The following is a 24,539-nucleotide window of genomic DNA, read 5'->3' as shown; positions in this document are numbered from 1 at the left end:
GCGTTTGCGCCGGCCGGGCGGCCGCGCACGGCATTCGAACACGGCGCCGCATGCGCCTTCCTCGCAGCGCGCGGCACGACGCGCGGCAACTAAACAGCGCACCGTCGATCGACAGCGGCGAGCATGCGCTGAACGGAGACAGCAGATGGAACGGCACAGCTTCGGCCAGACCCACGAGGTGACCAATCAGGTTCCGCCGCTGGCGGACTACAACCTGTTTTCCAGCGACGCCGCGTTGTCCGCCGCCCTCGAACGCGACGGCGCCGCGTGGCATCGCGGCGCGTTGCTGCGGCATGGCGCGGCGCTCACCACGCCCGAGACATTGGCGCTCGCCGAACTGGCAAATCGCCATGCGCCCGAATTATTGACCCACAGTCCGCGCGGCGAGCGTATCGACGCGCTGGAGTTTCATCCTTCGTGGCACACGCTGCTCGCGCTCCTGCGCCGGGAAGGTCTGCACGCGCTGCCGTTTTCCGATCCCCAACGCGGCGCGATGGTGGCGCGCTGCGCCGGTTACTTCCTGCATGCGCAAATCGAATCCGGTTCGCTCTGCCCGCTGACGATGACCTTCGCGAGTATCCCGGTATTGCAACGCGAACCCGCGCTATTCGCCACGTTGCGCGACAAGCTCTACGCGCGCGAGCACGATTCGCGCGATGTGCCGCTCAAGCGGAAAACCTCCGCGATGATCGGCATGGGCATGACCGAAAAACAAGGCGGCTCGGACGTGCGCAGCAATCAGACCCGCGCCTACTCCACCGCCGGTAACGGCCGCGGCGCCGCCTATCGGCTCGTCGGCCACAAGTGGTTTTTCTCCGCGCCGCAGTGCGATGCCCATCTCGTGCTCGGTCGCACCGACGAACACGAAGGTCTCTCGTGCTTCTTCGTGCCGCGCTTCGCGCCGGATGGCCGCAAAAACAACGTGCAGATCCAGCGCCTGAAAGACAAGCTCGGCAATCGCTCGAACGCGAGCAGCGAAGTCGAATTTCTCGACGCGTTCGGCATCATGATCGGCGACGAAGGACGCGGCGTGCCGACCATCATCGAAATGGCGAACTACACGCGGCTCGATTGCGTGATTGGCAGCGCGGCCCTGATGCGCGCGGCGCTCGTCCAGGCCATCCACCATGCGCGTCATCGCAGCGCTTTCGGCCGGCATCTCGCCGATCAGCCGTTGATGCGCAACGTGCTCGCCGATCTGGCGCTGGAATCGGAAGCGGCGACGGTGCTGTTCATGCGTCTCGCGCGCGCTTTCGAAGAGTCCACCGACGCCGCGTCCACCTCGCTTGCCGAGCGCGCGTGGCGTCGCGTCGTCACGCCCGCGGCGAAGTACTGGGTCTGCAAGCGCGCGCTCGAATTCACCGGCGAGGCGATGGAAGTCTGGGGCGGCAACGGCTACGTCGAAACCGGTCCGATGGCGCGCTTCTATCGCGAGGCGCCGGTGAATTCGATCTGGGAAGGTTCCGGCAACGTGATGTGTCTCGACGTGCTGCGCGCGCTGGAGCGCGAGCCGGAAGCCGCGCAGGCGTTGTTCGCCGCGTGGCAGGCGGACGCCCAGGCGCATCCGGCCTTGAACGCCGCGCTCGCGAGGCTCGTCGCCACGCTCAACGGGCCGGCTGGGCATCGCGAAGCCTCGGCGCGGCGGATCGCGCAACAGGTCGTGCTGATCGCGCAGGCCACGTTGCTGCTCAAGCACGCGCCTGGCGAAGTCGCCGAGGCGTTCATTGCCACGCGTCTTGCCGACGGTTGCGGCGAGAGCGGTCGCGTGTACGGCACACTGCCGGCCACGTTCGATCACGCGGCGATCGTCGAACGGGCTTTTCCGGGCTGACGCACGCCGCGACGCAGTACCCGCACATCCAATAAAAGCGCGACTCGACGCGCAACGATATTGACCAGGAAGTGGACACACATGAAAAACGATCTGCCGGAGGTCGCCGCACTCGAAGCGCTGCTGCGCGAGCAACGCCACGCTTATCTGCGCGCGCCGTATCCCTCATGGGAGACGCGCGCCGCGCATCTGAAAGCGCTGCGCAAAGTCATGCTCGACAATCGCGACGCGCTCGCCGACGCGATGAACGCCGACTTCGGCAATCGCGCGAAACAGGAAGTGCTGCTCGCCGAATTCCTGCTGGTGAAGGAGGAAATCGACGGCGCGCTGCGGCACGGCAAGCGCTGGATGAAAGCGCAGCGCCGCAGCACCAACAAATGGCTGCTGCCGGCGCGCGCGAAAGTCGTGCCGCAGCCGCTCGGCGTGGTCGGCATCATCGTGCCGTGGAATTATCCGGTGCTGCTCGCCGTCGGGCCGCTCGTCAGCGCGTTGACCGCCGGCAATCGCGCGATCATCAAGATGTCCGAACTGACGCCGCGCACTTCGGCGCTGTTCGAGCAGTTGATCGGCCAGACCTTCGCGCGCGATCACGTCGCGGTGGTGAACGGCGACGCCGCGCTAGCCGCCGCGTTCAGTGCGCAGCCCTTCGACCATCTGCTGTTCACCGGCTCGACCAAAGTCGGCCACGAAGTGATGCGCGCCGCCGCCGAGCATCTGACGCCGGTCACGCTCGAACTGGGCGGCAAGTCGCCGGCCATCATCGGCGCGCACGCGCGCTTCGACAACGCGGTGGACAACCTCGTCGCCGGCAAGACGCTCAATGCGGGGCAAACCTGCGTCGCGCCGGACTACGTGCTGGTGCCGCGCGGCAAGGAGCAGGCGTTCGTCGAGCGGGCGCGCGCGCGGATGGCGAAGATGTATCCGAATTTCGCCAGCAATCCGGATTACACCTCGATCATTTCAGAGCGCCACTTCGCGCGGCTGGAGCGTCTCGCCGACGAAGCACAGGCCGCCGGCGCGCAACTGCATGCGCTCACCGACACTTCGCCCGATGCGACGAGCCGCCGCTATCCGCTGATCGCCGTCACCAACGCGCCGGACGAATGCGCGTTGATGCAGGAGGAAATCTTCGGGCCGCTGCTGCCGGTCGTGCCCTACGACACGCTCGATGACGCGATCGCCTGGATCAACGCCCGGCCGCGTCCGCTCGCGCTGTATCTCTACGCCGACGACGCCGCCACGATTGCCCGCGTGACGCACGAAACCATCGCCGGCGGCATGGCGATCAATGAGACGCTGATGCATCTGGCGTGCGAAAGCCTGCCGTTCGGCGGCGTCGGGGCGAGCGGAATGGGTGCATATCACGGCTACGAAGGCTTCGTGACGTTCTCGAAGATGAAGCCGGTGCTGACGCAGGCGCGTCTGAACGCCCGCGGATGGATTTCGCCGCCGTACGGCAAACGGGTGAACGCGCTGCTGAAGCTGATGATGCGGTTTTGACGCTCAGCGCGCTGCCGAGCCGCCGTCGATTTCGGTGGCCACCACGTCGATGACGTCCTGCGCGCCGGCATTCGCGCCGTGCGCCGGCTCATTCTCCGCGCCGCTTTCCAGCCGATGCAGCCACGCGAGCATTTCTGCTACCGCCTGGTAAAGCTGCGGCGGAATCCGCGCGTCGAGATCCACCTGCATCAGCAGGGAGACCATTTCGGGCGCCTCGTGCACATACAGGCCGGCTTCCTTGGCGCGTTGCACGATCATCTCGGCCAGCATGCCGTAGCCCTTGGCGATCACGCGCGGCGCGGCATCGCCGCTTTGGGCGTCGTAGACGAGCGCGGCCGCGCTGCGGCGGTGTTTGCGGCTCATGACATGTCCCAATCGAAGTCGTCGAGCGGCGCGGCTTCGGTGCGGCTGGTGCGCGCCGTGCGACGCCCGCCCGCGGTTCGGTTCGCTGCCGAACCGGCCGCACTGCCCGCATCCGCCGAACTGGTCGCCGAAGCCGACCGTGCATAGGCCGACGCCGCCGCCTGAGCAGCCGCCGCAGAACCCGCGGCATGCGCGCCGGTGGCCGGCGCGCCCCCGCCGATCTCGCGAATCGTCAAGCCATTCAATTGGATACCGGCCGCCGCGAGCCGCTGACGGAAGCTCTCGCCCTGCATGGCGAGGCGCGCGGCGCCGCCGGGACTCGCCTGCACGCGCGCGACGAGCCGCGTGCCGGTGAGCGTCAATTCCGCATCGACGGTGCCGAGCGTCGGCAGCGACAGCGTCAAACGGGTACGCCACGGCTGGTCGTCCTCGCTCGCGGTGCCGCCGCCGCTGCGGTCCCATTCGTCGCCTTCCTGTTCGATGGTCCAGTCGAGTTTGGCACCCGGCCACGCTTCGCCAGTCCAGCGGAACTGCCCGGTCGCCAGCAGATCGAGTTGCTGGCGCACGAGAGGCGCGGTCGCGGGATGAACCGTGGCTGCCATCGACTGCGAATTCTGCGAGGCGCCGCCGTCGACGGTTTGCGCCGCCGCGCTGTGCGGGCTCGCGCGCGCGGGCTGGCCGTTCAGATCGGACAGCGAACTGGCCAGCACTTCGCCGGCCACGAAACGCGCGGCTTGCGCGTTAGGAATCGAGGGCGTTGCGCGAGCGGCGGCACCTGAGTCCGGCGCGCCGCCGTTCGATGATCCATTCGGCGCCGCACCCGTACCTTGACGGGCGGCCGAATTGGCGGGAGGCGCCTCGCCGGCGTCATTGGCCCAGTCGAGCGGCACCTGCGCGGCTGCGGCCACCAGTTTGTTTTGCGCTTCGCCGGCGAGCGAAGCGGGCGCACGCTGGCCCGCCAGCCATTGCGCGAGATGGGCTTCGTAAAAGAGGCCGCTGTCGCCGACGGTCCGTTCGAGCGCGGCCGCGAGCGCCGCGACCGGCACCTGAGTGGCCGCCACATTGGCGGTGGCCGTGGTCGCGGCGGCATTCGGATTGGCGCTGGGAGCAGTGGAAGCTGTCGGCGCCCCAGCCGTATCGAGTAGCGGTGACGCGCCGAATTCGACATCGAGCGCCGGCGCGGCCGGCCAGATCGGCGTCTGGCCGAGCACCGCGGGCGTCGCCTCGCCGCCCGAGCGCACGATCGCATTGAGCGCCAGCGCGACAGCAGACAGTGCGGTCTGGGCGGAAGGCTGAGGCGCGGGCGTCTCAATGAGCGCCGGCATGGTCGGCGCGGTTTCGACGCCCGCCGTGCCGGCCTGCGACGCGGCCGCACTGCCGGGCGCGATATTGAGCAGACTGTCGATCCGGCTCGCGAGCACCGAAGCGACGGCCGTGTCGATTCCGTTCATGCCGATTCCTTGGTCACATTGCCGGCGCGCTCAAACAGAGTCAGTCAGCCGGACATAGAGAGGCGCGGGCGCACGCGCGGCAAAACTCAGCGCGCCCCGTACAGCTCCTTGAGCACGCGCGTCGGCCGTCCGGCAAACAGCGCGGACAGATTGGCCATGCGCGGATTCGCCAGATCGCGGATCGCGGCGTCGTCGGCGAGGATCTGGCGGATCAGCGCATATTTGCGCAGACGCTCCGACTCGTCGAGCTTCACCCCCGTTTCGGCGTCTCTCAACCCGTCCACCAGATCGCGGTATTCCTCCTGCAAGTGGAGCAGATCGTTCCACAGTGCGCGCCGGGCAGCCATCAGCATGCGGCAGGAAATCGCTGCAATCGCCTCATAACGGGCAAAGTATTCTGCGTTCGATGTCATCTCATGCTTTCCGCGGCGGGCTGGGCTGCCATCCGCGCGATCTCCGGGGCAATCCCGATCCACGCCTCTTCGAGTGTGGCCAGAAGACCATCCACCTCGACCAGCATCGCCTCGCTCTGTTTTATATTGGCTTCGAGCAGCCGGCGCGCCATATAGCTATATAGCGCGTTCAACCGCTCCGCAATCTCGCCGCCCGCCTCCAGATTGAGCGACTGCTGCAGTCCGCTTTCGACGATCTGAATCGCCTTGCCGATCGCTTCTCCGCGAGCCGGCACATTGCCTTGCTGCACATGCATGCGCGCCTGCGCGATCGCCTGCCGGGCGCCCTGATACAACATCACGATCAGACGATGCGGACTCGCGCCCATCACCCCTGTCTCGACGCCGACGCGTGCGTACGCATTGGCTCCAGAGTGTCCTGGGGAAAACATCGGCGCTCCTCCTCTCTTGCACTGCGGTTGGTCGTGGCACCTCATCCGGGCACGCTGCCGCACCCCAATCTCTGCCCGTACCTGGTTATCGGATAGGCCGCGGGAAAGCTTTAGGCCGGTGTAAGGAAGATTGACGGGCCGGATGGCGCGAGCCACGCGACCCACGAGCGCCACACGGCATACACGCGTTCGGGCGGGCGGGACAGCCTGGCCGCCCGAGGCGCGTTTACACCGACATCTGCATGATGTCGTTGTAGGCGGACACCAGCTTGTTGCGCACTTGCAGGCCGAACTGGAAGCCCACGTTGGCCTTCTGCATATCGACCATCACGTCGTTCAGCGACACGTTCGACGAGCCGAGTTCGAACGCCTGCGATTCGCCGGCCGCCTTGGTCTGATCGCCGCTGATCTTGTCCAGCGAAGCTTTGAGCGCCGAGGCAAAACCGGTGGGCGTCGCCGCGCCGGACGTGTCGGCGACCGCATTGCTGCCGCCGGCCGCTTGCGCCGCCATCGACTGCATCTGTTGCAGCGCCGACGAAAGCGCGTTCACGGGGAAAGTCATGTTTTCTCCAGGGAAGGACGACCGGCATGCCAAACCGTACCGATCTGGACGAAAGCATAGCAGCGGGCCATCCGGGAAAGCCCCGAAACTAGGGGGGAAACCCGGCTCTATTCAAGCAATCGGGTTGAGCGGCGCTGCGGATAATTTCAAGGGTGAAAGTCTCTGTCCGTGCGCCCGCCGACCCTCGGTGCGGTAGCGGGCAGAACGCAAAAGGCATCCCGGAGAAACCCGACGCATGGATTCGTCAGCCAACTCTTTGATCAACCCCGACGCCCGCATGGGCCTCGCCGGCGCGCAGCCCGGCGCCGGTGCGGCCGGTGTCGGCCAGGCCGGCGGCGCAGCAGACCTGGGCGGCCTGGGGGGCAACCTCGGTGGCAACTTCGGTCAACGCCTGTCAGGCCTCGCGCAAATGCGCGGCAATCCGCGCGCCCCGCTGATTTTCGCGGTCGCGCTGCTGGTCGCCGTGGTGGCGGGGCTGTTCCTGTGGTCGCGGGCGCCGGACTACAAGGTGCTCTACAGCAACCTGTCGGACCGCGACGGCGGTGCCATCATTACCGCGCTCCAGGCAGCCAACATCCCCTATAAGTTTTCCGACGCCGGCGGCGCGATCCTCGTGCCGGCAGAACAGGTGCATGAAATGCGTCTGCGCCTCGCATCGCAGGGCTTGCCCAAGAGCGGCTCGGTCGGCTTCGAACTGATGGACAACCAGAAGTTCGGCATCAGCCAGTTCGCCGAGCAGATCAACTATCAGCGCGCGCTGGAAGGCGAACTGGAGCGCACGGTCGAATCGATTTCGTCGGTGAAGTCGGCGCGCGTGCATCTGGCGATTCCCAAGCCTTCCGTATTCGTGCGCGACAAGGAAGCGCCGTCCGCCTCTGTGCTGGTCAACCTCTATCCGGGCCGCGCGCTCGACGAAGGCCAGGTGCTGGCGATCACTCATATGGTGTCGTCGGCGGTGCCGGATATGCCGGTGAAGGGCGTGACCATTCTCGATCAGGACGGCAATCTGCTGACGCAGCCGTCCACCGGCAGCGGACTCGACGCCTCGCAACTGAAGTACCGCCAGCAGATCGAGCGCAGCACCCAGCAGCGCATCGACGCCATCCTCGCGCCGCTGTTCGGCTCGGGCAACGCGCATTCGCAGGTCAGCGCCGACATCGACTTCTCGCATAGCGAGCAAACCTCGGAAAACTACGGCCCGAACGGCAACCCGCAACAGGCGGCGATCCGCAGCCAGCAATCGAGCACCGCCACCGAAATGTCGCAAGGCGGCGCCTCGGGCGTGCCGGGCGCGCTGTCGAACCAGCCGCCGCAGCCGGCTTCCGCGCCGATCAACGCGCCGAACGGCGCGAGCGGCGCGACGACCACGCCGGTCAGCGACCGCAAGGACTCGACCACCAACTACGAACTCGACAAGACCGTGCGCCATCTCGAACAGCCGATGGGCGGCATCAAGCGTCTGTCGGTGGCGGTGGTGGTGAACTACATGCGGGTAGTCGACGCCAGGGGTCACGCGAGCATGCAGCCGGTCACCGCCGACAAGCTCGCGCAGGTCAACCAGCTGGTGAAAGACGCAATGGGCTTCGATCAGGCGCGCGGCGACTCGGTCAACGTGGTCAACAGCCCGTTCACCACCGAGGTCGACCCGAACGCCGACCTGCCGTGGTGGCGCACGCCGGATATGATCGCGCTCGCCAAGCAGATCGCGACTTACCTCGGCATCGGCGCGGTGGCCCTGTTCCTCTACTTCGTGATGGTGAAGCCGGCGCTGCGCCGCGCTTTCCCGCCGCCTGAGCCGGTTGCCGCCGCGGCGCTGCCGTCGCCGGACGAGCCAATCCTGCTGGACGGCATCCCCGCCGCCGAGCGCGCTGGCGCGAATGGCAGTACGGTCGCCGAACTGGAAAGCGACAGCGAACTGCTCGCCCTCGAAAACGCCAAGCACAAATATGAGCGGAACCTGGAATTCGCGCGCAACATCGCGCGCCAGGATCCGAAGATCGTTGCAACCGTCGTGAAAAATTGGGTGTCCGATGAGCGCTGAAGGCGTAATGAAGAGCGCGCTCCTGCTGATGTCGATCGGCGAGGAAGAAGCCGCGCAGGTGTTCAAGTTCCTCGGGCCGCGTGAAGTCCAGAAGATCGGCGTCGCGATGGCCGCACTGAAGAACGTGACCCGCGAGCAGGTCGACGAAGTCCTGCAGGAGTTCGTGCGCGAGGCCGAGCAGCACACCGGCATGTCGCTGGATTCGAACGAGTACATCCGTTCGGTGCTGACCAAGGCGCTCGGCGACGACAAGGCCGGCGCGATCATCGACCGGATTCTGCAAGGCAGCGACACCAGCGGTATCGAAGGCCTGAAGTGGATGGACTCCGCGGCGGTCGCCGAACTCATCAAGAACGAGCACCCGCAGATCATCGCGACCATCCTCGTGCACCTGGACCGCGATCAGGCGTCGGAAATCGTCGCCTGCTTCACGGAACGGCTGCGCAACGACGTGCTGCTGCGGATCGCGACGCTCGACGGCATCCAGCCGGGCGCGCTGCGCGAACTCGACGACGTGCTGACCGGCCTGCTGTCCGGCAGCGACAACCTCAAGCGCAGCCCGATGGGCGGCATCCGCACGGCGGCGGAAATTCTCAACTTCATGTCGAGCAACCATGAAGAAGGCGTCATCGAGAACGTTCGCCAGTACGACGCGGAACTCGCGCAGAAAATCATTGACCAGATGTTTGTGTTCGAGAACCTGCTCGATCTGGAAGACCGCGCGATCCAGTTGCTGCTGAAGGAAGTCGAGTCCGAGGCGTTGATCATCTCGCTGAAGGGCGCGCCGCCCGCGCTGCGCCAGAAGTTCCTGTCGAACATGTCGCAGCGTGCCGCCGAACTGCTCGCCGAAGACCTCGACGCGCGCGGTCCGGTGCGCGTCTCCGAAGTCGAGACGCAGCAGCGCCGCATCCTGCAGATCGTGCGCAACCTGGCCGAAGGCGGCCAGATCGTTCTAGGCGGCAAGGCCGAAGATGCGTATGTCTGATCAGAACTCCGCAGCGAAGGAACGCCTCTCGGCCTACCAGCGCTGGGAGATGGCCTCGTTCGATCCGGTGCCGCCCGCACCGCCCGAGCCCGAAATCGACGACGGCGCGTTCGAAGCCGAACTCGAACGCCTGCGCGACGCCGCGCATGCACAGGGCATCGCCTCGGGCCACGTGGCCGGTCAGGCGCTCGGCTACCAGGCCGGTTACGACCAGGGTCACGCGCAGGGTTTCGAGCAAGGCCAGAGCGAAGCACGCGAAGAAGCCGCACGGCTCGCCGCGCTGGCCGAAACCTTCAAGGCCGCGCTCGACGGCGCTCAAGGCGCGATCTCCGAGACGCTGGTCGCGCTCGCGCTCGACATCGCGCAACAGGTGGTGCGCCAGCACGTGCAGCACGATCCGACCGCGCTGATCGCCGCCGCGCGTGAGGTGCTGGCCGCCGAGCCCACGCTGGTCGGCGCGCCGGCTTTGATCGTCAGTCCTGCCGATCTGCCGGTGGTCGAAGCCTATCTGATGGAAGAACTGCAAACGCGCGGCTGGACCGTGCGCACCGATCCGGCGGTGGAGCGCGGCGGCTGCCGCGCGCAAGCCAACACCGGCGAAGTGGACGCCGGCATCGACACGCGCTGGGAGCGTGTGGCTGCCGCCCTCGGCAAGGTGAGCACATGGTGAAGCCGACGCTCGAAGAGATCCGCGCAAGCGACCTGACGCCGCTCGAGCGCGAACTGGCGCTGGCGTCGTTCGGTGCCGAGGCGCTCGCGGAAGAACCGGCTGCGGTGACGCCCGCTGCGGCCGCAGTCGCGGCCATCGAAGCCGCCTTGCGGGATCCGGCGCATGCCCATCCGGGGACGGGCGCCGCCGCGAGCCGCGTCGCCGCTGCCGCGAGCCCTGCTTCCGCCGCGATCGCGTACCCGCCGCACGATCCCGCGCTCGACAGCAACCCGCACGTGCAAGCGTGGCGCGGCCGCCTCGACGCACTGCGCGCGCGCAATGCGATCGCCAAGCCGATGCGCGCCTGCGGACGTTTGACGCGCGCGGCCGGTCTGGTGCTCGAAGCCGTGGGCCTGCGTCTCTCCGTGGGCGCCGAAGTGATGATCGAACTGCCGCAAGGCAGTTCGCTTTCGATGGCTGAAGCCGAAGTCGTCGGCTTCTCCGGCGACAAACTGTTTCTGATGCCGACCACCGAAGTGATCGGCTTGCTGCCCGGCGCGCGCGTCTTTCCGCTCGAAAGCGCGCCGATCGCCGATCCGATGGCGGGCGCCAAGCGTCTGCCGGTCGGTTGGGAATTGCTCGGCCGTGTGCTGGACGCCTCCGGCCGTCCGCTGGATGGCCTCGGTCCGCTCGGCGCGCATGCCGACGCGCCGCTGTCCTCGCCGGTCATCAATCCGCTGCACCGCGAACCGATTCACAAGGTGCTCGACGTCGGCGTGCGTGCGATCAACGCCCTCCTGACCGTCGGCCGCGGCCAGCGCATGGGCCTGTTCGCCGGTTCGGGCGTCGGCAAATCGGTGCTGCTCGGCACGATGGCGCGCTACACCAGCGCCGAAGTGATCGTGATCGGCCTGATCGGCGAACGCGGCCGCGAAGTGAAGGAATTCATCGAGCAGATTCTCGGTGAGGAAGGCCTGGCGCGCTCCGTCGTGATCGCCGCGCCGGCCGACGTCTCGCCGCTGCTACGCATGCAGGCCGCATCGTATTCGACATCGCTCGCTGAATATTTCCGCGACCAGGGCAAGCACGTGCTGCTGCTGATGGACTCGCTGACGCGTTATGCGATGGCGCAGCGCGAGATCGCGCTGGCGGTGGGCGAACCGCCCGCCACCAAGGGCTATCCGCCTTCGGTGTTCGCCAAGCTGCCGGCGCTCGTCGAGCGGACCGGCAACGGGCCGGCGGGCGGCGGGTCGATCACCGCCTTCTACACCGTGCTGACTGAAGGCGACGACCAGCAGGATCCGATCGCCGACTCCGCGCGGGCAATTCTGGACGGCCACATCGTGCTGTCGCGCTCACTGGCTGAAGCCGGCCACTATCCGGCGATCGACATCGAAGCGTCGATTAGCCGGGCAATGACCGCGCTGATCGACGATAACCATCTGGACAAGACGCGTATGTTCAAGCAGATGCTGTCGCGCTATCAGCGCAACCGCGATCTGATCAACGTCGGCGCGTATTCGAGCGGACGCGACGCGCTGCTCGACCGGGCCATCGCGCTGTATCCGCGGATGGAAGCATTTTTGCAGCAAGGTTTTCGCGAGTGCGCGAACTTTGAACCGAGTCTCGCGATGCTGGACGCGCTGTTTGCCCAAGGAGGCTGACGATGGCGAAACACTTTCCGATCAAGACCCTCATCGGCCTCGCCCAGGACGATGTGGACGCCGCCGCGCAACGTCTGGGCCGCGCGCAGCGCGAGCGCAACGACGTGCAATCGCAGCTCGACGCCCTCATTCAGTACCGCGACGAATATCACGCGCGCTTCACCGCGACTGCCCAGACCGGCATGCCTGCGGGCAACATGCGCAATTTTCAGGCGTTCATCGACACGCTCGACGCCGCCATCGAACAGCAGCGCAACCTGCTGGCGACGGCGAATGCGCGCGTCGAGGCCGCCAAGCCTGACTGGCAGCGTCAGAAGCAGAAGCTCGGCTCGTACGAAGTGCTGCAGGCGCGCGGCGAAGCAGCCGAAGCCAGGACCACGGCGCGGCGCGATCAGCGCGACGCCGACGAACACGCCGCCCGAATTCTGAGGATGCGCGCCGAAGGCGTGTGAGGTGCAATGAGCGGCGCCTTTGACAGACTGAACACCGTTTGACCGATTGACAGGATTCCCTATGTCGCCTCTTTCACAGATCGGCTCGCTGCTCGGCTCCGCCAGCAGCACGTCAGCCAGCGCGGCCATGGCCGCGGCGGCGAACGCCATACCGTTCTCGCAAACCCTTCAGCAGAGCATCGACCAGCAGAACAGCGCGGCTGCGCAGAGCGCGAGTCAGCAGCAGACTTCGGCGTCCTCTTCCGGATCGGCGGCTTCTTCCGGATCGCCGTCCTCGTCTGGATCGGCGCCTTCGTCGAGCGTGCACGACGCTCCGCCGCCGGCTGATCCGGCCACGAAAAGCGCGGACGACACGAGCAGCAGCAAGCCAACGAGCTCAACGTCGACTACGGCTGCGTCGAACAATACGCAGCAGGCTTCGAGCGACCAGGCAAGCGCCACGCCGGCGAAGACCGGCAATAACGCGAACCAGACCGACGCGGGTACTGCGGCGGCGGCTGCCGCTGCCGCTCAGGCGCAGGCACAGGCGCAAGCTCAAGCCGATGCGAACAACGCCGCCACGCCTGCAACCGCCGACCCTGCCACGGCGTTGACCGCCGCCGCGATCGCGCTGCCCGGCACGACCACGGCCACGGACACCACGACCGGCGGCACGCCGGGAAAAAAAACCACCGCCACGGATCCGAAGTCACTGCAAGACGCACTGCAAGCGGCGCTGGCCGCGTTGGCGAACGGCCAGGGCGTTCCGGCACAAGCGCTGTCGACCGGCGCGGCAGCGAACGCGGCGACCTCGGCAAACGGCTTGGCTGGTAAGAACGCCGGACTGAATGGCACCGCGGACGGCAAGACCTTGGCGACCGGGCTGTTCGGCGACGGCAAGGGATCGACGGCATCGAAAACCGCCATGACGACGACGGCGACGACCGCGGCCGAGCCATCTGCTGCGGCAAAAGCGGCGGCCGATGCGTTGACGGCAACGGCAGCCACAGGCGCTCAACCCGACGACCTGGCCTCGTTCAAGGTTGCCGCCGACGCGGCCACAGCGGCGCTCGCCGCTTCGCAGGCCGCGGCGAGCGCCGCGAGCACGACGGCCGCCGTCCAGACCACCGGCAACGCTGGCGCGGCGCAAGCCGCGAACGCGTTGTCACCGCAGGTCGGCACGACTGACTGGGAGGACGCGTTGAGCCAGAAGGTGGTGTTCCTGTCGAACGCGCATTCGCAGAGTGCCGAGCTGACCTTGAACCCGAAGGATCTGGGGCCGCTACAGGTTGTCTTGCAGGTTGCCGATAACCATGCACATGCGTTGTTCGTTTCGCAGCACCAGTCCGTGCGCGAAGCCGTCGAGGCCGCGTTGCCGAAGCTCCGCGAAGCGATGGAATCGAACGGCATCGGCTTGGGGAGCGCGAGTGTGAGCGACGGCTTTGCGCGTCATGGCAGCCAACAGCAGAGCGCTGACTCTGGCCGTTCCGGCGCCCACTCGAACGGCGCGAGCGGATCGTATGGTGGCGGCAGCGGCACAGATTCGATCGACACGGCGGTCAATGTCCCGGTGCGTCGCACGGTGGGCCTGGTCGACACATTCGCGTGACGTCGATGCCTTGAGCGCAGGCGTTCGCCGCGCGCCAGGGCATCAACCGAACTTGATTTGCAGATAGCTGGTCATCGGCGCCCTCCAGAGGGCGCCGATTTGCGTCCAGCGGTCGAATGAAGTACCGCAACGGCGCGCGCAGCGCCGCCGGAAGAATGACGGCCTTGTCACTCACGCGGAGTGTGCGAGAACACGGATTCCAGATGTGCCACTAACGCGACTGCGCGAGGGGTCCGCTTGGAGGCTGGCGGTGTGAAGCGGCTTTCTTTGCCTACTTTCTTTGCCGCAGCAAAGAAAGTAGGTGCCGCCCCGCACAGGGGCAACGCCAATAGACCACAGCGATCTCAAGGAAAGGCCAACAAAACCCCAAAAACAAGAGATAGCCCGCAATCCCCCTTCTTTTCGACCCATCGCGCCGCAGGCAAATCAACAACAATCACCATCACCAGCACTAAAGGCAAGCAAAGCAAACCTCATGGCAACCACGACCGCACCCCAGCAAGCCGCGCCCGCCTCCCCGGGCCCGATGAAGCGCATCATCCTGATCGTCCTCATAGCGATCATTGCCGCGGCCGCAGCCGGCGCGGGCGTGTGGTTCTTCATGTCCAAGCGTGCCCCCGCGGCCGCGTCGGCTGAAACCGCCAGCGCGCCAGCGCCCCTCGCCGTGCCGCTGTTCTTCCCGCTCGAATCGATGACCGTCAACCTGCAATCGGACGACGGTCAACAGCATTTCCTGCGCATCGGCCTGACACTCAAGCTCAGCGACGCAAAGACCCAGCAGGAGCTAGCCGACCATATGCCCGAAGTGCGCAGCCGCATCCTGCTCGCACTCTCGAACAAGCACCCCGACGACCTGGCGCCGCTCGAAGGCAAGCGCGCGCTCGCCACGGAACTGCGCACGCTGATCGAGCAGCCGACCGACAAGGGCGCCGCGCCGATCCAGGTCCAGGACGTGCTGTTCACCGAATTCGTCGTGCAGTGACCTCGGTCTTGACGTTAATCAGCGCTGCCATCATCAACCGCCACGGGACGCACGAGGAATAAGGAATGGGCCACGAAGAGTTCATGTCCCAGGAGGAGGTCGATGCCCTCCTCAAGGGCGTAACCGGCGAAACAGACTCAGAAGCCGAGCAAAGCGAGCGTGCGGGCGTACGGCCCTACAACATCGCGACGCAGGAACGCATCGTCCGCGGCCGGATGCCCGGCCTGGAAATCATCAACGACCGGTTCGCGCGCCTGTTGCGCGTCGGTATTTTCAACTTCATGCGGCGCTCGGCGGAAATCTCCGTCGGTCCGGTGAAGGTGCAGAAGTACAGCGAATTCACCCGCAACCTGCCGATCCCGACCAACCTGAACCTGGTCCACGTGAAGCCGTTGCGCGGCACCTCGCTGTTCGTGTTCGATCCGAACCTGGTGTTCTTCGTGGTCGATAACCTGTTCGGCGGCGACGGGCGTTTCCATACCCGCGTCGAAGGCCGCGATTTCACGCAGACCGAGCAGCGCATCATCAACAAGTTGCTGAACCTGGTATTCGACAACTACACGACCTCGTGGAAAAGCGTGCGTCCGCTGCAGTTCGAATACGTGCGTTCGGAAATGCATACGCAGTTCGCCAACGTGGCGACACCGAACGAAATCGTCATCGTCACGCAGTTCTCGATCGAGTTCGGCACGACGGGCGGCACGCTGCACATCTGCATGCCGTACTCGATGATCGAACCGATCCGCGACATTCTCTCGTCGCCGATCCAGGGCGAGGCGCTCGAAGTCGACCGCCGCTGGGTCCGCGTGCTGTCGCAGCAGGTGCAGGCGGCGGAAGTGGAACTGACCGCCGACCTCGCGCAGGTGCCGGTCACGTTCGAACAGATCCTGAACATGCGCAAAGGCGATGTTCTGCCGATCAACATTCCCGAACACATCACGGCGAAAGTCGATGGCGTGCCGGTGATGGAGTGCGGCTACGGAATTTTCAATGGTCAGTATGCGTTGCGGGTCCAGAAGATGATCAGCGCAGCCGAAACGATGAAGGAAGGTGGATATGAGTGACCTGAACGCAAAGACTGAGGCCGAACTGGCCGCTGGCGAGCCGCAATTCGCCGCCGACGCGGCCGCTGCCGAAGACGACGCGGCCATGGCGGACTGGGCCAGCGCGCTGGCCGAGCAGAACGACAATTCGGAAGTCAGCGCAACGACGGCCGGCGTGTTCCAGCCGCTGTCGAAAGTCGAGCCGACCTCGACGCGCAACGACATCGACATGATCCTGGACATTCCCGTTCAGATGACCGTCGAGCTCGGCCGCACCAAGATCGCGATCCGCAACCTGCTGCAACTCGCGCAGGGTTCGGTGGTGGAGTTGGACGGCATGGCCGGCGAACCGATGGACGTGCTGGTCAACGGCTGTCTGATCGCGCAGGGCGAAGTGGTGGTGGTGAACGACAAGTTCGGCATCCGTCTGACCGACATCATCACGCCGTCCGAACGTATCCGGAAGTTGAATCGATGAAACGCGTTGCCGGTCGCGCCGTGTTGCGCGCTGTTCTGATTGGCGCTGCACGGGCTGCGAATGTCGTGGCGCCGATCTGCGCCCTGGCGTCGATCTTCGCGCTGGTCGCACCGTCGGCCGCTCACGCGGCGGACATGAACGCGGTCAACAACGCCGCGAAAATCGCCTCGGCCGTCGGCGCGGGAACGGCTGTTCCGGCGCTCGGCGTCGGCGCCGTGCTGCAAACCATCGTCGGCCTGCTGGTGGTGATCGGTCTGGTGTTCGGTTGCGCATGGCTCGCTCGCCGCTTCGGCTTGCAGCCGGCGAGCCGCGGCGGCCTCGTGAAGACGATCGGCGGCGCCTCGCTCGGCGGCAAGGAGCGGGTCGCGGTGGTCGAGATCGGCGATACGTGGCTCGTGCTCGGCACGGCACCCGGCAATGTCCGTCTTCTTCACACGATGCCCGCAGGTTCGGCCGCCATCGACCCGCTCGGCGCCACGCAATCCGGTCCGGCGAGCACGCGAACTACGGGCACGACACTGCCTGGCACCTTCGGCCAACGCTTTCGCGACGCGCTGAAAAGCGAAGTGGGCAAACGTTTCAACGGGCAAGGCGCCGGAGTTCGGTAATGCAGTTCAGTCTATCTTCGGCGCGTCGCGCGCAATCCGCTCGCATGTCCGGCACCACCTCGAAAGTCGTTTCGGCCGTGCGCCGCGTCGCGCCCGTCGCGCTGCCGGCGCTGATGCTCGCGCTGCCGACATTGTCGTTCGCTCAAGCCGCCGGCTTGCCGGCCTTCAACACGAGTCCCGGCCCGAACGGCGGCACGACCTACTCGCTGAGCGTGCAGACGATGCTGCTGCTCACGATGCTGTCGTTCCTGCCGGCAATGGTGTTGATGATGACCAGCTTCACGCGCATCATCATCGTGCTCTCGCTGCTGCGCCAGGCGCTCGGTACGACCACGACGCCGCCTAACCAGGTGCTGGTCGGGCTCGCGCTGTTCCTCACGCTGTTCGTGATGTCGCCGGTGCTCGACAAGGCCTACACGGACGGCTACAAGCCGTTTTCGGACGGCACCATGCCGATGGAGACCGCAGTGAACCGCGGCCTCGCGCCGTTCAAGACGTTCATGCTGCGCCAGACCCGCGAAAGCGATCTCGCCCTCTTCGCCCGCATCTCGCACGCCGCGCCGATGCAAGGTCCGGAAGACGTGCCGCTGTCGTTGCTGGTGCCCTCGTTCGTGACGAGCGAGTTGAAAACCGGCTTCCAGATCGGTTTCACGATTTTCATCCCGTTCCTCATCATCGACATGGTGGTGGCGAGCGTGCTGATGTCGATGGGTATGATGATGGTGTCGCCCGCGACCATTTCGCTGCCGTTCAAGTTGATGCTGTTCGTGCTGGTCGACGGCTGGCAACTGCTGCTCGGCTCGCTGGCACAGAGCTTCGTTTAACCGCGCTTTTTAACCGCGCCCCGCGCCCTTCACGCTTCCGGTCCCATCGCCATGAATCAAGAATCCGTCATGACGCTCGCGCACCAGGCCATGTATGTCAGCCTGCTGCTTGCCGCGCCGTTGCTGCTGGTCGCGCTGGTGGTCGGTCTGGTCGTCAGCCTGTTTCAGGCCGCCACGCAGATCAACGAAACCACGCTGTCGTTCATTCCGAAACTGCTCGCGATTGCTGTCACGATGGTGATCGCCGGGCCGTGGATGCTGACAACCATGCTCGACTATCTGCGCCAGACACTCACCAATATTCCGACGCTCGTCAACTGAGCGGCGCGCCGGTCCTCACCTTCCCTTCCCACCCGCGATGTTTTCCGTCACCTACGCGCAACTGAACGCCTGGCTCACCGCGTTCCTGTGGCCGTTCGTGCGCATCCTCGCGCTGGTCGCCGCTGCGCCGGTACTCGGCAACCGCTCGTTGCCGATGCGCGTGAAGATCGGCCTCGCGGCCTTCGTGACGATCATCGTCGCGCCCACGCTCGGCACGCTGCCGCAAGTCACGGTGTTTTCCGCCGAAGGCGTGTGGATCATCGTCAACCAGTTCCTGATCGGCATCGCGCTCGGCCTCACCATGCAGATCGTGTTCGGGGCGATCAGCGCGACGGGCGACTTCGTCGGGCTCGGCATGGGTCTCGGCTTTGCGACCTTCTTCGACTCGCAGGCAAGCAGTTCGAGCCAGGTGCTGGCGAGCTACATGAACACCATCGCCATGCTGGTGTTTCTGGTGATCGACGGGCATTTGCAGATGATCAGCGCACTGCTCGCCACGTTCCAGTCGCTGCCGGTGTCGGCGAACATTCTCGGCGCGCCCGGCTGGCGCACGCTGGCGAACTTCGGCGGCACGGTGTTTTCAGCGGGACTGCTATTGTCGCTGCCGGTGGTCGCCGCGCTGCTCATCACCAATCTCGCGCTCGGCATTCTGAATCGCGCCGCGCCGCAGATCGGCGTGTTCCAGATCGGTTTCCCGCTGACCATGCTGATCGGCATGCTGCTTCTGCAACTGATGATCCCGAACATGATTCCGTTCTTCACGCGGCTGTTCGATGTTGGGATTGATCAGATGGGGCGGGTGGCGGCGGGGTTTAAATAGCAAGGTTCGCCCGCCACGTCGTGCAATGAAAAAGAAGAAGGGCGGAGCCGGTTCACACCGGCTTCCGCCCTTCTCCGTTTCAGACTACGTGCGCTATCAGTTCAGGTACTGGAACAGCGAGATGTTCTGAATCTTCGCAAACGCCTGCTGCGCGGCTTGCAGCGCGTTCTGCGTCATGGTGTACTGGCCGATCACCTTGACCATGTCCGTCTGCGTCAGATCCGCAAGATTACTTGTGTTCTGGAGCGTGTTGGTCTGCGTGACCGTCTGCAATGCCTGCACTTCCTGCTCGCGGCCGCCCACGGCTGCTTGTGCCGTCACGACGTTGTTCATCGTGTTCTCGAGCTGCGTCATGCTGGTGGTCAGCGCGCTCTGGAAGCTGGCCGTCGAGGCGGCGCCCGACACCGGCGTTTGCAGCGTGGTGATCAACTGGCTCAGATTGGCGAACACGTCCATGCTGCCTTGCGTGGCCGGCGTCACCGTGAAGCTGTCGTTCGCATTCGGCGCGCCGGAGATCGATACCGACTGGCCACCGTTTCCCAGCGGGATCGACGAGCCGGCCGTGAACGCCTGCGGGCCGGTCGTGGTCACCACGCCGGTAGCCGGATCCTTCTGGCTCACGGTGTAGGTAGTCGCCGACGAGAAGTTGATCGTGTACGTGTCCGCATTGGTCGGATCGGTCGGATTGTTCAGACTCACCGTGCTGATCACGCCCGTGCCGCCGTTGCCGTTCGCTGCGGCCGGCACGGAACTGGTGCCGATCGACGCCACGCTGCCGAAGATCGCAAGGCCGTTGTCGCCGGTCTGCACGGTGTGTGAGTCGGTGATCTGCACGACGGGCGTGCCGGTGTCGCCGGAATAGGTCACGACGCCTGCCGAATTGGTGGTGTACGGCTGCGCGCTGCTCTGATAGCCGGCGAACAGGTAGTTGCCCTGCGGGTCGGTCGAATTGGCGAGCGTCATCAACTGGCTGCGCAGGCTTTGCAATTGCGTCGCGATCGAGCCGCGGTCGTTATTGTTCAGCGAACCGTCGCCGGCACGCAGCACCAGCGTATGAATGGTCTGCAGCACGGAATTGACGCTGCCGAGCGTGGAGTCTTCCTGCTGCAGCGAGGCCAGCGCGGTGCCCTGATTGCTCGTGTATTGCGACAGGGCCGTTGCCGTCGAGCTCAACTGCACGGCCTGCGCCGCGCCGAGCGGATTGTCCGACGGCGTGGAGAGGCTCACGCCGCTCGAAATCTCGGCATACAACTGCGACAACTGAGCTTGCTGATCGCTCATCGTCGCGACGTTCATGTTGAAGTACTGCGTGCTGGAGATGCGCATTGTCAACGCCTCACTGGAAGATGCCGAGTATCGTCTGGAACAGGGTCTGCGCGGTCTGGATGACCTTGCTGTTCGCCTGATACAGCTGCTGATACTGAAGCAGGTTGGCTGCTTCTTCGTTGATGTTCACGCCCGAAACCGATTGCTGCGCGGTGGTGATCTGCGTCACCAGCGCGCTTTGTGCCGTGCTCGAGGTCTGAATCTGGTTGGTCTGGTTGCCGACATTGTTGACGTAGTTCGCATACGCGCCCGTCAGCGTGACCGTGCCGCCCGAGAGCACCTTCGCGGTGGACAGGTTCGACAGCGCCAGCGCGTTGCGGCCGTCGTTGGTCGCGCCGGTGTTCGGGCCAATGGTGAACTTGTCGCCGGCGGCCGGTGCGCCGCTGATTGTCACCGAGACGTTGTTCATCTGGCCGGCGGTGGCGTTGTTGATCGTCAGCGTGGCACCGGTGGCGGCCGAATACGGCACGACGGTCGTCGCGCTGGTGATCGAAAACGTGGTGGGAGGGGAACCTGCCACCGTCACCGTCGAACCGACCGGGAAGCCCGACAGACCCGTGCCGTCGTACGACAGCGTGGTGGTCGAATTCGGCATGGTGTAGCCGGCCGTCACCGTGCCTTGCGTGATCGTGCCGGTGCCGGTGTTGGTCGACTCGGCGGCGCCCAGCACCGGCGCTGCGGCGGCGATCGCCGATGCGTCGGTGGTGGCGGTCGCGAAACTGTTCAGTGCGCCACGGGTCGGCTCGACCGTGAACGAGTCACCGGGTTTCATCGTGCCGGTGGTCGAGAAATTCAGGCCGTTGATCGGCTGGCTCAGATTGGTCGCCGAACCCACCACGTTGCCGGTCGAATTGTCGGTGAGCGTGTAGGTGGTGCCGTTGTAGGCCAGCGTGTAATCGCCGGTGGTCGGCTGCGTGGGGTTCGCGAACGATACGTTCAGCGACGCATTGCCGGTGTTCTGCGTGTTCGCATAGACCGTCGGGCCGCCCACCGAGAACAGCGCGCCACCCTTGGCGCCAGCGAGCGTAATACCCAGCCCGTTCTGCGCATTGACCTGCGCCGAGAAGCTCACGGCGATCGCGCCGAGTTGCGCCTCGCCCGGATCGAGCGTCTGGCTGCGGAACGCGACCAGGCCGCCGAGCGCGCCGCCGTCGATCTTGCTATCGGGCAGGTTCTGCGGCGGGGTTGCCGGGTTCGCGCCTGCCTGGCCGAGATACTGCACGGACAATTCGCTGGTGTCGCCGGTCGAAGGCGCCGTGCCCAGGTTGTAGCTGTTGGCGGAGGACACCAGCGGCTGGCCGTTGCTCATGAAGACGCTGTAGCTGCCGTTGCTGTTCACGACGTTCACGCCGATCAGTTGCGACAGATTCGACACGGCGAGATCGCGCTGGTCCATCAACTGGTTCGGCGGTTGCCCTTGCGTGCTGGCCTGGGCGATCTGAGCGTTCAGCTGCGCGATTTGCTGCGAGTAGCTGTTGATCTGCGAAACGGTGTTGGTGAGCTGCGTATTGACGCTCTGGCGCAGCGCGTCGTATTGCTGACCCGCGGCGTTGATCTGGTTCACCAGCGTCTGCGCGCCGCTCATCGCGGTCTGACGCGTGGCCAGACTCGACGCATTGTTCGAGACGTTCTGCAAGCCGGTGAAATAGCTGGTGATCGAGCTCGCAATCCCGGAGGTCGGGCTGCCGATCAGATTGTTCAGTTGCGAGATCAGCGAGTTGTACGTCGACAGCGCGCTGCCCGACGACTGCGCATTGTTCAGCTCAGTGGTCAGATACTGGCTGTACTGGCGCGTCACGGTCGTGGTCGAGACGCCTTGCGGCAGGTAGCCCGAGCCCGTGTACTGGCCGCCGCTTTCCGCATACACCGGCGTTTCGATGGTGTAGCCTGGCGTCGACGCGTTGCTGATGTTCTGGCCGGTCGTCGTGAGTCCCCACTGAGCTGCGTTCAGTCCACTGAGGCCGAGATTGATGAGATTGGACATGCGTCATCCTGAAGGGCGACACCGTACACATGCCGCCGCGTTACTAGAACATCTTGTTTAACGGCCTCAACAACGAAAAATTGAGGTCATTCCGATGCGTGCCGGACATCAGCGCACCAGCGAACGGCGCTTCATCTCGAGCTGCGTGATCAGACGTTGCAGCGTGTTTTCCGTGCTGCCCGGCAGCGTCAGAAAACGGAAGCCGAGTTGGAAACGCTGCGTGCCGTTCGGCAGCGCGGTAGAGCGATGCGACACCAGCTGCAGATCGAGCGAGAGGCGGCCGAGCGCACCGAGCACCAACTCGCAATCGAGCAGGCGCGTGCCCATCGGCAATTCGGCCACGCGTTCGTCCGTGGTGCGCATGCCGACACCGCCGAGCGACAGATCGTGCACCTCGAAGCGAAACGTATCGCCTTCGGGCAAACGGCCAGAGCACATGTACGGATCGAGAATCGGTGCATCGACGCGGAAGTACTCGCGGCGCTGCACGTAGAACAGCACCTCGGGGAAGTCGGCCTCGAATGCGGGCAGTCCTTCGAAACGAGTCTCGCGCGGCGTGCCGGTGGCGAATTCCACGCGCACGCCGTCCGGCTGCGCGTGGAACTGGCAGCGCGGTGCGCCCAGCAGGCCTTTGTTCTGATCGGACAATGCGCCCCAATCGAACGTGAAGGTGCGGCCGCGCACGTCGACGTCGAGTAGACGCGTAACGAGCTGTCCGCCTGCGTATTGAACCGTGAGGAAATCGCCGCGATTGACGAGATTGCGCAACTGAACGCCGATCTCCAGCGGATTGCGACGGCCGAAATCGTTGCCGCCTTCGTCGGTCTGAGCGTGCAGCTGGCCGTGTGTGTCGGTCTGGCCGTTCGACTGGGTAGTATCCATGGGCTTGCCGGTATGCTTGTTCTTGCGGGCGCGTGCCAGGGCTCCTGCCGGGGCTTTCGCGCGGTCTTCACCGAAGCCGCAGCACGCGCATCCCAACCAGACATTACAACGCTTTCCGGTATCGGGTCTAACTGATTAGCGGCAGCATCCGGCCAAAATTTAGGGGCGTGTAATGAATTTTTTTGCCGCAAACGTTAAAACGCGCCTTACTTGTCGCGGGTAAGCCGGCCGTCTGTGGGCGGCCAGCCTCGGCCGTTTTGTTATGCGCCTGGCCCCGTCGCGCGCATGCTTTCGATTCGGTTAAGTGAGTGAGCGACTCGAATTGCGCTCACACGGCTCAGCCCATCTTCTGCATGATGGACATCAGTTTTTTTGCGTAATGCGGGTCGGTGGCGTAACCGGCGCGCTGCATGCCGGTGGCGAAACCGTTCACGTCGTGCGCCGAATTGATCACCTGGGCATATCGCGGATTGCCCCTGAGCAGGCTCGCGTAATCGGTCATGGCTTCCTGATACGAGTCGTACGCACGGAATTTTTCTACCGTGCGCTGCGGCTTGCCGTTCACATATTCGGTCGTGACCGTCGACACGGTCTTGCCGGTCCAGTCCTTGGTCGCCTTGATGCCGAACACGTTGTGGCTGGTCGAACCGTCCGCCTTCCTGATCTCGCTCTTGCCCCAGCCCGATTCGAGCGCCGCCTGGCCGATGATGAAGCGCGCCGGAATGCCGGTCGCGGCGCTGGCGGCCTGGGCCGGCGCGGCGAGCTTGTCGACGAAAGCGTCGACCTTCGGCGAGCTGCCGTCGCCCTTCAGCGGCGGCGTCAAAGCGCTGTTGGCCGAGTAGCCCTTGCCCATCGCCAGCTGGCCGTTGGCCTGCGCATTGCCGTACGCCCTGGCGAGCGCGTTCAGCGCCGCGGTCTGGCCTTCGTCGCCGCCGCTGCCGCCGCCCAGTGCGTTGGCCATGCCGGCCAAACCGCCCGCGCCACCCGCGCCGCCGCCCACCTGCATGCCCTGATTGCGCATCAGCTGCTTGAGCATCGCGTCAGCCACGCCAATGCCCTTTTGCGACATCTGTTGCGACAACTGCTGATCCATCATCGACGTGAACGTGGCGCTGTCGTGCGAATCGAACGGTCCGTCTTGCGGCGTCGCGTCGCGCATGCTCTTCAGCATCATCTGCGTGAACACCGCGTCGAACTGCTGCGCGGCCATCTTCATGCCGGCTTGCGGCGACGCCTTGGCCTGCGCGCTCAGCTTCGCGAACCCCTGCACGTCGAGCGCGAAGCGCTGGGTCAGGTCGTTCGCCGAGGCGGCGGAATTGGTCGTATCCGAATTCATCCTGT

The 24,539-nt window shown here is 65.3% G+C and carries 24 protein-coding genes; 15 read left to right on the top strand and 9 right to left on the bottom strand.

Translation table 11 applies throughout. From position 1 onward, the window contains the following. Positions 1–145: 145 nt before the first annotated feature. Positions 146–1,831, top strand: coding sequence for an isovaleryl-CoA dehydrogenase (locus tag RI103_RS00745; protein ID WP_310813602.1), 1,686 nt, complete (start codon positions 146–148; stop codon positions 1,829–1,831). A gap of 81 nt (positions 1,832–1,912) precedes the next feature. Next, on the top strand, positions 1,913–3,331 hold the full coding sequence (locus RI103_RS00740; protein ID WP_310813601.1) for a coniferyl aldehyde dehydrogenase: 1,419 nt from the start codon (positions 1,913–1,915) through the stop codon (positions 3,329–3,331). Between the two features lie 3 nt (positions 3,332–3,334). On the opposite strand, the gene RI103_RS00735 is transcribed toward RI103_RS00740, so the two are convergent. The 5 genes from RI103_RS00735 to fliE all read right to left on the bottom strand — a co-directional run bounded on the left by RI103_RS00735 (position 3,335) and on the right by fliE (position 6,551). Further along, positions 3,335–3,694 carry an EscU/YscU/HrcU family type III secretion system export apparatus switch protein gene (locus RI103_RS00735; protein ID WP_310813600.1) on the bottom strand — a complete coding sequence of 120 codons (360 nt, stop codon included), beginning with the start codon at positions 3,692–3,694 and terminating at the stop codon, positions 3,335–3,337. Continuing rightward, on the bottom strand, positions 3,691–5,145 hold the full coding sequence (locus tag RI103_RS00730) for a flagellar hook-length control protein FliK (RefSeq protein ID WP_310813599.1): 1,455 nt from the start codon (positions 5,143–5,145) through the stop codon (positions 3,691–3,693). Before RI103_RS00730 ends, RI103_RS00735 begins: the two co-directional genes overlap by 4 nt. An 86-nt stretch (positions 5,146–5,231) precedes the next feature. Next, positions 5,232–5,558: a flagellar protein FliT gene (locus tag RI103_RS00725; protein ID WP_310813598.1), complete on the bottom strand. Its 327-nt coding sequence runs from the start codon at positions 5,556–5,558 to the stop codon at positions 5,232–5,234. Continuing rightward, a complete protein-coding gene (fliS, locus tag RI103_RS00720; protein ID WP_310813597.1) occupies positions 5,555–5,989 on the bottom strand; it encodes a flagellar export chaperone FliS in 435 nt (144 codons plus the stop codon). The genes RI103_RS00725 and fliS overlap by 4 nt, the downstream gene beginning before the upstream one ends. Positions 5,990–6,215: 226 nt before the next feature. Continuing rightward, positions 6,216–6,551 carry a flagellar hook-basal body complex protein FliE gene (gene fliE / locus RI103_RS00715; protein WP_310813596.1) on the bottom strand — a complete coding sequence of 112 codons (336 nt, stop codon included), beginning with the start codon at positions 6,549–6,551 and terminating at the stop codon, positions 6,216–6,218. A gap of 235 nt (positions 6,552–6,786) precedes the next feature. Between fliE and fliF the strand changes: the two genes are divergently transcribed. The 13 genes from fliF (at position 6,787) to fliR (ending at position 19,006) form a co-directional block, all read left to right on the top strand. Further along, a complete protein-coding gene (fliF, locus tag RI103_RS00710; RefSeq protein WP_310813595.1) occupies positions 6,787–8,592 on the top strand; it encodes a flagellar basal-body MS-ring/collar protein FliF in 1,806 nt (601 codons plus the stop codon). Then, entirely contained in the window at positions 8,582–9,577 is a 996-nt protein-coding gene (gene fliG, locus RI103_RS00705; RefSeq protein ID WP_310813594.1) for a flagellar motor switch protein FliG, read from the top strand. The genes fliF and fliG overlap by 11 nt, the downstream gene beginning before the upstream one ends. Then, positions 9,564–10,247, top strand: a complete 684-nt coding sequence (gene fliH / locus RI103_RS00700) for a flagellar assembly protein FliH (RefSeq protein ID WP_310813593.1) — start codon at positions 9,564–9,566, stop codon at positions 10,245–10,247. Before fliG ends, fliH begins: the two co-directional genes overlap by 14 nt. Next, entirely contained in the window at positions 10,241–11,890 is a 1,650-nt protein-coding gene (gene fliI, locus RI103_RS00695; RefSeq protein ID WP_310813592.1) for a flagellar protein export ATPase FliI, read from the top strand. The genes fliH and fliI overlap by 7 nt, the downstream gene beginning before the upstream one ends. Before the next feature lie 2 nt (positions 11,891–11,892). Continuing rightward, positions 11,893–12,342, top strand: a complete 450-nt coding sequence (gene fliJ / locus RI103_RS00690; RefSeq protein WP_310813591.1) for a flagellar export protein FliJ — start codon at positions 11,893–11,895, stop codon at positions 12,340–12,342. A 61-nt stretch (positions 12,343–12,403) separates the two neighbouring features. Further along, positions 12,404–13,930 (top strand): flagellar hook-length control protein FliK, encoded by a 1,527-nt coding sequence (locus RI103_RS00685; protein WP_310813590.1) that lies wholly within the window; start codon positions 12,404–12,406, stop codon positions 13,928–13,930. A 475-nt stretch (positions 13,931–14,405) separates the two neighbouring features. Continuing rightward, the gene (gene fliL, locus RI103_RS00680) at positions 14,406–14,912 is read left to right on the top strand and encodes a flagellar basal body-associated protein FliL (protein WP_310813589.1); all 507 of its coding nucleotides are present in this window, start codon (positions 14,406–14,408) and stop codon (positions 14,910–14,912) included. A gap of 65 nt (positions 14,913–14,977) precedes the next feature. Then, positions 14,978–15,976 carry a flagellar motor switch protein FliM gene (gene fliM / locus RI103_RS00675; RefSeq protein WP_310813588.1) on the top strand — a complete coding sequence of 333 codons (999 nt, stop codon included), beginning with the start codon at positions 14,978–14,980 and terminating at the stop codon, positions 15,974–15,976. Beyond that, positions 15,969–16,433, top strand: coding sequence for a flagellar motor switch protein FliN (fliN, locus tag RI103_RS00670; protein ID WP_310813587.1), 465 nt, complete (start codon positions 15,969–15,971; stop codon positions 16,431–16,433). Before fliM ends, fliN begins: the two co-directional genes overlap by 8 nt. Next, positions 16,430–17,041 carry a flagellar biosynthetic protein FliO gene (gene fliO / locus RI103_RS00665; RefSeq protein ID WP_310813586.1) on the top strand — a complete coding sequence of 204 codons (612 nt, stop codon included), beginning with the start codon at positions 16,430–16,432 and terminating at the stop codon, positions 17,039–17,041. Before fliN ends, fliO begins: the two co-directional genes overlap by 4 nt. Beyond that, positions 17,041–17,865: a flagellar type III secretion system pore protein FliP gene (gene fliP, locus RI103_RS00660; protein ID WP_310813585.1), complete on the top strand. Its 825-nt coding sequence runs from the start codon at positions 17,041–17,043 to the stop codon at positions 17,863–17,865. The genes fliO and fliP overlap by 1 nt, the downstream gene beginning before the upstream one ends. Before the next feature lie 51 nt (positions 17,866–17,916). Beyond that, the gene (gene fliQ / locus RI103_RS00655; protein WP_310813584.1) at positions 17,917–18,186 is read left to right on the top strand and encodes a flagellar biosynthesis protein FliQ; all 270 of its coding nucleotides are present in this window, start codon (positions 17,917–17,919) and stop codon (positions 18,184–18,186) included. Positions 18,187–18,223: 37 nt separating this feature from the next. Beyond that, complete coding sequence (fliR, locus tag RI103_RS00650) at positions 18,224–19,006, top strand: flagellar biosynthetic protein FliR (RefSeq protein WP_310813583.1); 783 nt, start codon at positions 18,224–18,226, stop codon at positions 19,004–19,006. A 96-nt stretch (positions 19,007–19,102) separates the two neighbouring features. On the opposite strand, the gene flgL is transcribed toward fliR, so the two are convergent. From flgL to flgJ, 4 genes are all read right to left on the bottom strand, one after another. Continuing rightward, positions 19,103–20,332, bottom strand: a complete 1,230-nt coding sequence (gene flgL, locus RI103_RS00645; protein ID WP_310813582.1) for a flagellar hook-associated protein FlgL — start codon at positions 20,330–20,332, stop codon at positions 19,103–19,105. Positions 20,333–20,342: 10 nt separating this feature from the next. Then, positions 20,343–22,316: a flagellar hook-associated protein FlgK gene (gene flgK, locus RI103_RS00640; protein ID WP_310813581.1), complete on the bottom strand. Its 1,974-nt coding sequence runs from the start codon at positions 22,314–22,316 to the stop codon at positions 20,343–20,345. A gap of 108 nt (positions 22,317–22,424) precedes the next feature. Then, positions 22,425–23,198, bottom strand: coding sequence for a flagellar regulator YcgR PilZN domain-containing protein (locus tag RI103_RS00635; protein ID WP_310813580.1), 774 nt, complete (start codon positions 23,196–23,198; stop codon positions 22,425–22,427). A gap of 337 nt (positions 23,199–23,535) precedes the next feature. Further along, complete coding sequence (gene flgJ / locus RI103_RS00630; protein WP_310813579.1) at positions 23,536–24,534, bottom strand: flagellar assembly peptidoglycan hydrolase FlgJ; 999 nt, start codon at positions 24,532–24,534, stop codon at positions 23,536–23,538. Between the last annotated feature and the right edge of the window lie 5 nt (positions 24,535–24,539).

Source organism: Paraburkholderia sp. FT54 (assembly GCF_031585635.1).
Taxonomy (GTDB): domain Bacteria; phylum Pseudomonadota; class Gammaproteobacteria; order Burkholderiales; family Burkholderiaceae; genus Paraburkholderia.
This window is presented reverse-complemented; position numbering and strand designations above follow the sequence as displayed.

Bases quoted from the DNA above. Each gene is read 5' to 3' on its own strand.
- fliN (WP_310813587.1), top strand. From the start codon at position 15,969: ATGAGTGACCTGAACGCAAAGACTGAGGCCGAACTGGCCGCTGGCGAG.
- fliJ (WP_310813591.1), top strand. From the start codon at position 11,893: ATGGCGAAACACTTTCCGATCAAGACCCTCATCGGCCTCGCCCAGGAC.
- flgJ (WP_310813579.1), bottom strand. From the start codon at position 24,534: ATGAATTCGGATACGACCAATTCCGCCGCCTCGGCGAACGACCTGACC.
- fliP (WP_310813585.1), top strand. From the start codon at position 17,041: ATGCAGTTCAGTCTATCTTCGGCGCGTCGCGCGCAATCCGCTCGCATG.
- RI103_RS00745 (WP_310813602.1), top strand. From the start codon at position 146: ATGGAACGGCACAGCTTCGGCCAGACCCACGAGGTGACCAATCAGGTT.
- fliO (WP_310813586.1), top strand. From the start codon at position 16,430: ATGAAACGCGTTGCCGGTCGCGCCGTGTTGCGCGCTGTTCTGATTGGC.
- fliQ (WP_310813584.1), top strand. From the start codon at position 17,917: ATGAATCAAGAATCCGTCATGACGCTCGCGCACCAGGCCATGTATGTC.
- fliI (WP_310813592.1), top strand. From the start codon at position 10,241: ATGGTGAAGCCGACGCTCGAAGAGATCCGCGCAAGCGACCTGACGCCG.
- RI103_RS00685 (WP_310813590.1), top strand. From the start codon at position 12,404: ATGTCGCCTCTTTCACAGATCGGCTCGCTGCTCGGCTCCGCCAGCAGC.
- RI103_RS00725 (WP_310813598.1), bottom strand. From the start codon at position 5,558: ATGACATCGAACGCAGAATACTTTGCCCGTTATGAGGCGATTGCAGCG.
- fliL (WP_310813589.1), top strand. From the start codon at position 14,406: ATGGCAACCACGACCGCACCCCAGCAAGCCGCGCCCGCCTCCCCGGGC.
- fliH (WP_310813593.1), top strand. From the start codon at position 9,564: ATGCGTATGTCTGATCAGAACTCCGCAGCGAAGGAACGCCTCTCGGCC.
- RI103_RS00635 (WP_310813580.1), bottom strand. From the start codon at position 23,198: ATGGATACTACCCAGTCGAACGGCCAGACCGACACACACGGCCAGCTG.
- fliE (WP_310813596.1), bottom strand. From the start codon at position 6,551: ATGACTTTCCCCGTGAACGCGCTTTCGTCGGCGCTGCAACAGATGCAG.
- RI103_RS00735 (WP_310813600.1), bottom strand. From the start codon at position 3,694: ATGAGCCGCAAACACCGCCGCAGCGCGGCCGCGCTCGTCTACGACGCC.
- fliS (WP_310813597.1), bottom strand. From the start codon at position 5,989: ATGTTTTCCCCAGGACACTCTGGAGCCAATGCGTACGCACGCGTCGGC.
- fliG (WP_310813594.1), top strand. From the start codon at position 8,582: ATGAGCGCTGAAGGCGTAATGAAGAGCGCGCTCCTGCTGATGTCGATC.
- RI103_RS00730 (WP_310813599.1), bottom strand. From the start codon at position 5,145: ATGAACGGAATCGACACGGCCGTCGCTTCGGTGCTCGCGAGCCGGATC.
- flgK (WP_310813581.1), bottom strand. From the start codon at position 22,316: ATGTCCAATCTCATCAATCTCGGCCTCAGTGGACTGAACGCAGCTCAG.
- fliR (WP_310813583.1), top strand. From the start codon at position 18,224: ATGTTTTCCGTCACCTACGCGCAACTGAACGCCTGGCTCACCGCGTTC.
- RI103_RS00740 (WP_310813601.1), top strand. From the start codon at position 1,913: ATGAAAAACGATCTGCCGGAGGTCGCCGCACTCGAAGCGCTGCTGCGC.
- flgL (WP_310813582.1), bottom strand. From the start codon at position 20,332: ATGCGCATCTCCAGCACGCAGTACTTCAACATGAACGTCGCGACGATG.
- fliM (WP_310813588.1), top strand. From the start codon at position 14,978: ATGGGCCACGAAGAGTTCATGTCCCAGGAGGAGGTCGATGCCCTCCTC.
- fliF (WP_310813595.1), top strand. From the start codon at position 6,787: ATGGATTCGTCAGCCAACTCTTTGATCAACCCCGACGCCCGCATGGGC.